General features: G+C 61.9%; 8 protein-coding genes. 4 read left to right on the forward strand and 4 right to left on the reverse strand.

The genetic code is table 11. The features are described 5' to 3' along the window. From L9Z73_RS22460 to glnT, 4 genes are all read right to left on the reverse strand, one after another. Positions 1 to 448: glutamate synthase-related protein (locus L9Z73_RS22460; RefSeq protein WP_247405631.1), on the reverse strand; the 448-nt coding region annotated here is incomplete at its 3' end. Positions 449 to 463: 15 nt separating this feature from the next. Next, positions 464 to 1,138, reverse strand: coding sequence for a protein glxC (locus L9Z73_RS22465; RefSeq protein WP_247405633.1), 675 nt, complete (start codon positions 1,136 to 1,138; stop codon positions 464 to 466). Between the two features lie 11 nt (positions 1,139 to 1,149). Further along, positions 1,150 to 2,055 carry a class II glutamine amidotransferase gene (locus tag L9Z73_RS22470; protein WP_247405636.1) on the reverse strand — a complete coding sequence of 302 codons (906 nt, stop codon included), beginning with the start codon at positions 2,053 to 2,055 and terminating at the stop codon, positions 1,150 to 1,152. A gap of 22 nt (positions 2,056 to 2,077) precedes the next feature. After that, positions 2,078 to 3,412, reverse strand: a complete 1,335-nt coding sequence (gene glnT / locus L9Z73_RS22475) for a type III glutamate--ammonia ligase (RefSeq protein WP_247405639.1) — start codon at positions 3,410 to 3,412, stop codon at positions 2,078 to 2,080. A gap of 282 nt (positions 3,413 to 3,694) precedes the next feature. Between glnT and L9Z73_RS22480 the strand changes: the two genes are divergently transcribed. The 4 genes from L9Z73_RS22480 to L9Z73_RS22495 all read left to right on the forward strand — a co-directional run. Beyond that, on the forward strand, positions 3,695 to 4,294 hold the full coding sequence (locus L9Z73_RS22480; RefSeq protein ID WP_046383917.1) for a helix-turn-helix domain-containing protein: 600 nt from the start codon (positions 3,695 to 3,697) through the stop codon (positions 4,292 to 4,294). 340 nt (positions 4,295 to 4,634) lie between these two features. Beyond that, on the forward strand, positions 4,635 to 5,501 hold the full coding sequence (gene purU / locus L9Z73_RS22485) for a formyltetrahydrofolate deformylase (RefSeq protein WP_247405642.1): 867 nt from the start codon (positions 4,635 to 4,637) through the stop codon (positions 5,499 to 5,501). Next, positions 5,498 to 6,403: a bifunctional methylenetetrahydrofolate dehydrogenase/methenyltetrahydrofolate cyclohydrolase FolD gene (gene folD, locus L9Z73_RS22490; RefSeq protein ID WP_247405644.1), complete on the forward strand. Its 906-nt coding sequence runs from the start codon at positions 5,498 to 5,500 to the stop codon at positions 6,401 to 6,403. The genes purU and folD overlap by 4 nt, the downstream gene beginning before the upstream one ends. Further along, the coding region (locus L9Z73_RS22495) for an FAD-dependent oxidoreductase (RefSeq protein WP_247405647.1) at positions 6,385 to 6,870 on the forward strand (486 nt) is incomplete at its 3' end. The genes folD and L9Z73_RS22495, both read left to right, overlap by 19 nt.

Raw genomic sequence — 6,870 nt, forward strand, 5'->3', positions numbered from 1 at the left:
CGGGGTTCATGCCGTAGCGCGACGGCAGGTACTGGTACACCAGGTGCCGCGACTGACCGCGCTCTTCCGGGGTCATGCCGCCGTCACCGGTGGTGGTGCTGGTGCCGGCGATGCTCGCGCCACGGCCCAGGGCTTCCTTGGCGTTGGCCGACAACGCACCGAAACTCATGCCGGCGATGGTCACCGGGATCTTCAGGTGGATCGGCTTCTTGGCGAAGCGGTTGCCGAGGATCACGTCGGTGCCGCACTTCTCGCGATAGCCTTCCAGCGGGTAACGCGACACGCTGGCGCCGAGCAGCAGCAAGTCATCGAAGTGCGGCAGCTTGCGCTTGGTACCGCCGCCGCGAATGTCGTAGATACCGGTTTCGGCGGCGCGCTGGATTTCCTGGATGGTCAGGCGGTCGAAGGTGGCCGACTCGCGCAGTACCGGAGGGGTTTGTTCACTCATGTTGTAGCTCCTGAATCAGTATGCGGAGGCGTTATCGACTTTGAAGTTGTACAGCTGGCGGGCCGAGCCGTAGCGCTTGAAATCCGCAGCGCGGTGGGCGAAACCGGCGCGATCGAGCAGCTCTTGCAGCTCGTGCAGGTGCTCGCTGCGCATCTCTTTTTCGACGCAATCGGAGCCCAGCGACTCCACCGAGCCCTTCACGTAGATGTGGGTTTCGTACAGCGAATCGCCCAGCGCATCGCCGGCATCGCCGCAGACGACCAAACGCCCGGCCTGGCCCATGAAGCAGCTCATGTGGCCAATGCTGCCGCCGACCACGATGTCGATGCCTTTCATGGAAATCCCGCAACGCGCGCCCGCGTCGCCTTCGATCACCAGCAAGCCGCCATGGGCCGTGGCCCCGGCCGCCTGGGACGCGCTGCCTTTGACGCGCACCGATCCGGACATCATGTTCTCGGCGCAGCCCACGCCGACGTTGCCGTGTACGGTGATCGACGCCTGCTGGTTCATGCCCGCGCAGTAGTAGCCGGCGTGGCCCTCGATATCGATGGACACCGCCTGATTCACCCCGACCGCCAGGTTGTGCTTGCCGTTGGAGTGGGTGACGCGCCATTCGTTGTCGATGGCCTGCGCGTGCAGCGCCTGGTTGAGGTCACGCACGGTGGCGGTGGAAAGATCGATGATTTTCATGTGTGCGCTCCTTAAGCTGACTGGCGTTCCCAGATGTACAAAGTGGCCGGTGCGGGCTCCCAGATGCGGGCGTTCTCGATGCCTGGCAAGCTCGACAGCGCCTGGTATTCGGAGGCCATGGCGACGTAGTCGTCGGTCTCGGCGAGGATCGCCGGCTTGCACGCGATCGGATCGCGGATCACCGCAAAACCGTTGCGCGTGCCGATGGCGAAGGTGAAGAAGCCGTCGAGGTCTTCCAGGGCGTGGTCCAGCGCCTCTTTGAGCGAATCGCCCTGTTGCAGGCGCCAGGTCAGGTAGCCAGCGGCGACTTCGGTGTCGTTGTCGGTTTCGAAATGGATGCCTTCGCGCTTGAGTTCCTGGCGCAGGCGGAAGTGGTTCGACAGCGAACCGTTGTGGACCAGGCACAGGTCGGCACCGGTGGAAAACGGGTGGCTGCCTTCCATGGTCACCGCGCTTTCAGTGGCCATGCGGGTGTGGCCGATGATGTGGCTGCCTTGCATGCTCGCCAGGCCGAAGCGCTGGGAAATTTCCTGGGGCAGGCCCATGCCCTTGAGGATCTCGATGCTCTGCCCGGCGCTCATGACGCGCACGCTCGGCGCCAGTTCGGCCAGGGCCAGGCGCACCGGGGCTTCGTCGGCGTGGATCTTCAACACGGCGGCGCTGGCGTTCTGAAACCAGTCCAGCGAACAGCCCAGGCGCCCTTCCAGCTCGCCCATCAGGGCTTTCCAGTCGAAGCCCTCGGTGGTCGCTTGCAGGGTCAGCTTGACCCAGCCGTCGGCGACTTCATCGCCATAGATAGCAAAACCCGCACTGTCCGGGCCACGGTCGGTCATGGCCTGCAACATCGGTTCAAACAACTGGCCGAGCTGGGGTTCCAGTCGGGGGTTTTTCAGGTACAGACCTACGATTCCACACATATCAAGTCTCCGTCACACGGTGTCAGAAAAATTCGGTATAGCGCTGGACTTCCCAGTCGCTCACATGGCGGCTGTATTCCACCCACTCCATGCGCTTGAGCTTGATGAACTCACCCACGATCTGCGGGCCCAGCACCTCGACGAACAGCGGGTCGGCTTCCAGCGCGTCGCAGGCTTCCTTGAGGGATTGGGGCAAGGTCTTGATGCCGCGCTCGGCGATCTGCTCCAGGCTCAGGCTGTAGAGGTTTTCATTGCAGACGTGGTCGATTTCCAACTCGCGATCGATGCCGTCCAGGCCCGCCGCGATGATCGCGGCGCTGACCAGGTAAGGGTTGCAGCCGGCATCCGGCAGGCGGAACTCCAGGCGGCCGTAAGGCACGCGCACCATGGCCGAACGGTTGTTGGCGCCAAACGCGATAAAGGCCGGGGCCCAGGTAGCGCCGGACAGCGAGTTGCCCACCACCAGGCGCTTGTAGGAGTTGACGGTGGGCGCGGCGAACGCACACAGCGCCGGGCCATGGGCGAGCAGGCCGGCGGCGAAGTGATAGGCCAGTTTCGACAGGCCCATGCCGCTCGGGTCACTGGCGTCATGGAACAGGTTCTTGTTCTCGGCGCTGCTGATCGACAGGTGAAAGTGCATGCCGTTGCCGGCGCGTTTCGGGTCGGGCTTGGGCATGAACGAACAGATCATGCCCAGGTCGTTGGCGATCTCGCCGGCGGCCATGCGGAAGAAGGTAAAGCGGTCGGCCGAGGTCAGGGCGTCGCTGTAGGTGTAGTTGATCTCGAACTGGCCGTTGGCGTCTTCGTGGTCGATCTGATAGACCTCGAAATCCACCGCCTGCAAGGCTTCGGTCAGGCGCTCCAGGAACACCCGCGAGCGCGACAGGCCCTTGTAGTCGTAGCAGGGCTTGTCGAGGTTGTCGCTGGGGTCGACCAGTTGCAGCTTGCCCTGCTCGTCGCGGCGCATCAGGTTGAATTCGGGTTCCAGGCCGGTGTTCAGCGTCCAGCCCTTGTCTTGCAGGCGCTGCACCTGCTGCTGCAGCACGTAGCGGCTATCAAAGGGATGGGGCTTGCCGTCGACATGCCCGACGCACACCACGCGCCCGTAACCCGGCTGCCAGGGCACCGGGGTCAGCGTGGACAGGTCTCCCCGCGCCATGAAGTCCGGGCCGTGGGGTTCCATGCCCATGCCGCTGATGGCAAACCCGGCAAACCCGGCGCCCTCTTCGGCCACCGTCTTGAGCCCGCAAATCGGCACCGACTTGGTCTTGGCCGCACCGTGTATATCCACAAACTGCGCAAGCACGTACTTGATGCCGTACTTGTCGATGATGCGCTGGGTTTCTGCTGGCAACATTGCGTGTCACTCCTCGCGAAAGGCAAAACCGTGTGGGTGGGCCTAGACTGTCTTTTTATTCTTAAAAAGAAAGTTAGTTTCCCCACAGGAATGCAATACCCTTGCCAGATTCGCGAGCGGCCGATTGAAGTGCCGGTGAAAGCGCTTTTGTGCTGTATATATGGGAAAATTCTTTTCCCCGTGGGAATACGTGTCAGGGCGCGGCCGCCAAGAGCCGCCACTTGCACTTTCCTAGTGCGAAACTAATATTACTGAACGGAAAGTGTGCAGGATCTGATGACTATGTCCACCGAAACCGCCCCCCGCCTCAAGCTGGAGCAATACCTGGGTTTGCAGATCAAACGCCAACGCCAGGCCCAGGACCTGAAGCTGTCCGACGTGGCGAAGATTGCCGATATCAGCCAGGGCATGTTGAGCAAGATCGAAAACGCCCAGGTGTCCACCAGCCTCGACACCTTGAGTCGCCTGTGCGACGTGCTCGGGCTGCCGTTGTCGAAATTGTTCGCCGAATACGATCAACAAGATGGCAGTGCCTTGTTGGTCAAAGCCGACCAAGGCATGGAAGTGGTGCGCCGGGGGACGGAAAAGGGGCATACCTACCATCTGCTCAACCATACGCGGGGGCCGAAGAAGAGCTTTGAGGCGTACATGGTCAGCATGGATGACGCCAGCGAGGAGTTCCCGACCTTTGCCCACCCGGGGACCGAGTTTCTGCACTTGCTGGAAGGGGAGCTGATTTATCGGCATGGGAATCAGCTGTATCGGATGGAAGCCGGCGACAGCCTGACGTTCGAGGGCGAGATTCCCCATGGGCCGGAGGAGTTGGTGCGGGTGCCGATTCGCCTGCTGTCGATCATGAATTACGGCAACGACAAAGAATAATCCGGACTCGATACACCTGAAGCACAGAGATCCAACTGTGGGAGGGGGCTTGCTCCCGATGAGGGAGTGTCAGTGAATGCATCTTTCACTGACCCCCCTCATCGGGGGCAAGCCCCCTCCCACATTTTTGACCGCGCTCGACGCCGTCCTCCCCGATAAAAATTCCCCTCAGTTAAAAAACTTTCCCAAAACCCCTAGACGCCCCGCGTCCATTCCCCTATAAAGCCAACTCAGGAATATTTTATTCCTCACAAGAAAATGCGCTCACGGAACGAGCCTGCTGTCCTCTGACGTTTTTTCGCTATGCGATGAGCTGCCGCCATCATCCCGAGGACGTGTCATGCAACACGAAAAAAACCATTTCATCATCAAGGTCACTTGTCCCGCGGTGTCCGGCATTGTCGCTGCCGTCACCACGTACCTGGCGGACAACGCGTGCTACATCGGGGAGATGGCGCAGTTCGATGATGACTTCAGCGGTCGCTTCTTCATGCGTGCCGTGTTCCGTTTCAACGATGGGCACGCAGGCGATCTGGAACAGATCCGCGCCGGTTTCGCCGACGTCGCCCAGGCCTTCGACATGCAGTGGGAGCTCTACGACACCCGCGAGCCGATGCGCGTGCTGCTGATGGTGAGCAAGTTCGACCACTGCCTCACCGACCTGCTCTACCGCTACCACAAGGGCGAGATGGACATGACCATCACCGCCATCGTCTCCAACCACCTCGACCTGCGGCCCATGGCCGAGCGCGAGGGCATTCGTTTTATCTACCTGCCGGTGTCCAAGGACACCAAGGCCGCGCAGGAAGCCGAGCTGATGAAGATCGTCGACGACACCCGCACCGAACTGGTGGTGCTGGCGCGCTATATGCAGATCCTCTCCGACGACCTGTGCCGGCAACTGTCGGGGCGCGCGATCAATATTCACCATTCGTTCCTGCCCGGCTTCAAAGGCGCCAAGCCTTATCACCAGGCCTATCAGCGTGGCGTGAAGTTGATTGGCGCCACCGCGCACTACGTCACCAGCGACTTGGATGAGGGCCCAATCATCGAGCAGGAAGTGCAACGCGTCGACCACGTGTACAAGCCCGACGACCTGGTTGCTATCGGCCGTGACACCGAGACCGTGGCCCTGTCCAAGGCGGTCAAGTACCACCTGGGGCACCGGGTGTTTCTCAACCAGGACAGAACGGTGGTGTTCCGGTGAGCGAGCCTAAACTGATCGATGGCAAAGCCGCCGCTGCGCGGGTGCTGCTGCAGGTCCGCGAGGACGTAGCGCGTCTGCATGCGCAAGCTATTCAACCGGCCCTGGCGGTGATCCTGGTGGGCAACGACCCGGCCAGTCAGGTCTATGTGCGCAACAAGGTCCTGCGCGCCACCGAGGTTGGCATCCACTCCCTGGAGCACCGGCTGCCCGACGATACCAGCACCGAACAGCTGTTGATCCTGATCGGCCAATTGAATGCCGACCCGGCAATTCACGGCATCCTCCTGCAATTGCCGCTGCCGGTGCAGATGGACGAACTGCGCGCCCTGGAAGCCATCGCACCGGACAAGGACGTGGACGGTTTCCACAGCCAGAACGTCGGCGGCCTCAGCCAGGGCCGCGCCGTGCTCACCCCCTGCACGCCCAGCGGTTGCCTGTATCTGCTGGAGCAAACCTGTGGCGACCTGCGCGGTAAACACGCGGTGGTGGTCGGCCGTTCGAACATCGTCGGCAAGCCCATGGCGGCCCTGCTGCTCAAGGCCGATTGCTCGGTGACGGTGTTGCATTCGCGCAGCCACAACGCCCAGGCCCTGTGCCGCCAGGCGGATATCGTGATCGCCGCCGTAGGCCGCCCACGCTTGATCGATGCCAGTTGGCTCAAGCCTGGCGCGGTGGTGATCGACGTCGGTATCAACCGCATTGACGACGATGGCCGCAGCCGCCTGGTCGGCGATGTCGACTTCGCTGCCGCCCTGCCCCACGTCGCCGCCATCACCCCGGTCCCCGGCGGTGTCGGCCCGATGACCATTGCCTTCCTGATGAAAAACACCGTGACCGCCGCCCTTGCGCAACATCACGCCCTACGCAGCCAATCGGAGGCCGTATGCCATTCAATCTATTGAAATACGGGCTGAGTTCGGAATACCCGGTGGAGGTGGATCTGCCACCGCCCAAAGAGCTCAAGTCGAGTTACGACGTGGTGATCATCGGCGCCGGCGGCCACGGCCTGGCGACCGCCTACTACCTGGCCAAGTACCACGGCATCAGCAACATTGCCGTGCTGGAAAAGTCCTACCTGGGCGGCGGCAATACCGCGCGCAACACGGCAGTGATCCGCTCCAACTACCTGACCAGCGAAGGGGTGCGCTTCTACGCCGAGTCGGTGAAGATGTTCCAGGCGCTGTCCAATGAATTCGATTTCAACATCATGTACTCCGAGCGCGGCCAACTGACCCTGGCCCACACCGACGCCACGGTGCGTTCGTTCCGCCAGCGCGCCGAGGTCAACAAGCACTTCGGCGGGCGCACCGAGATGCTCGACCGCCAGCAGATCCGCAGTGTATACGCCGTCCACTTTGGTGGCTTTCAA

This window comes from Pseudomonas emilianonis (genome assembly GCF_023072625.1).
Classification (GTDB): domain Bacteria; phylum Pseudomonadota; class Gammaproteobacteria; order Pseudomonadales; family Pseudomonadaceae; genus Aquipseudomonas; species Aquipseudomonas paraveronii.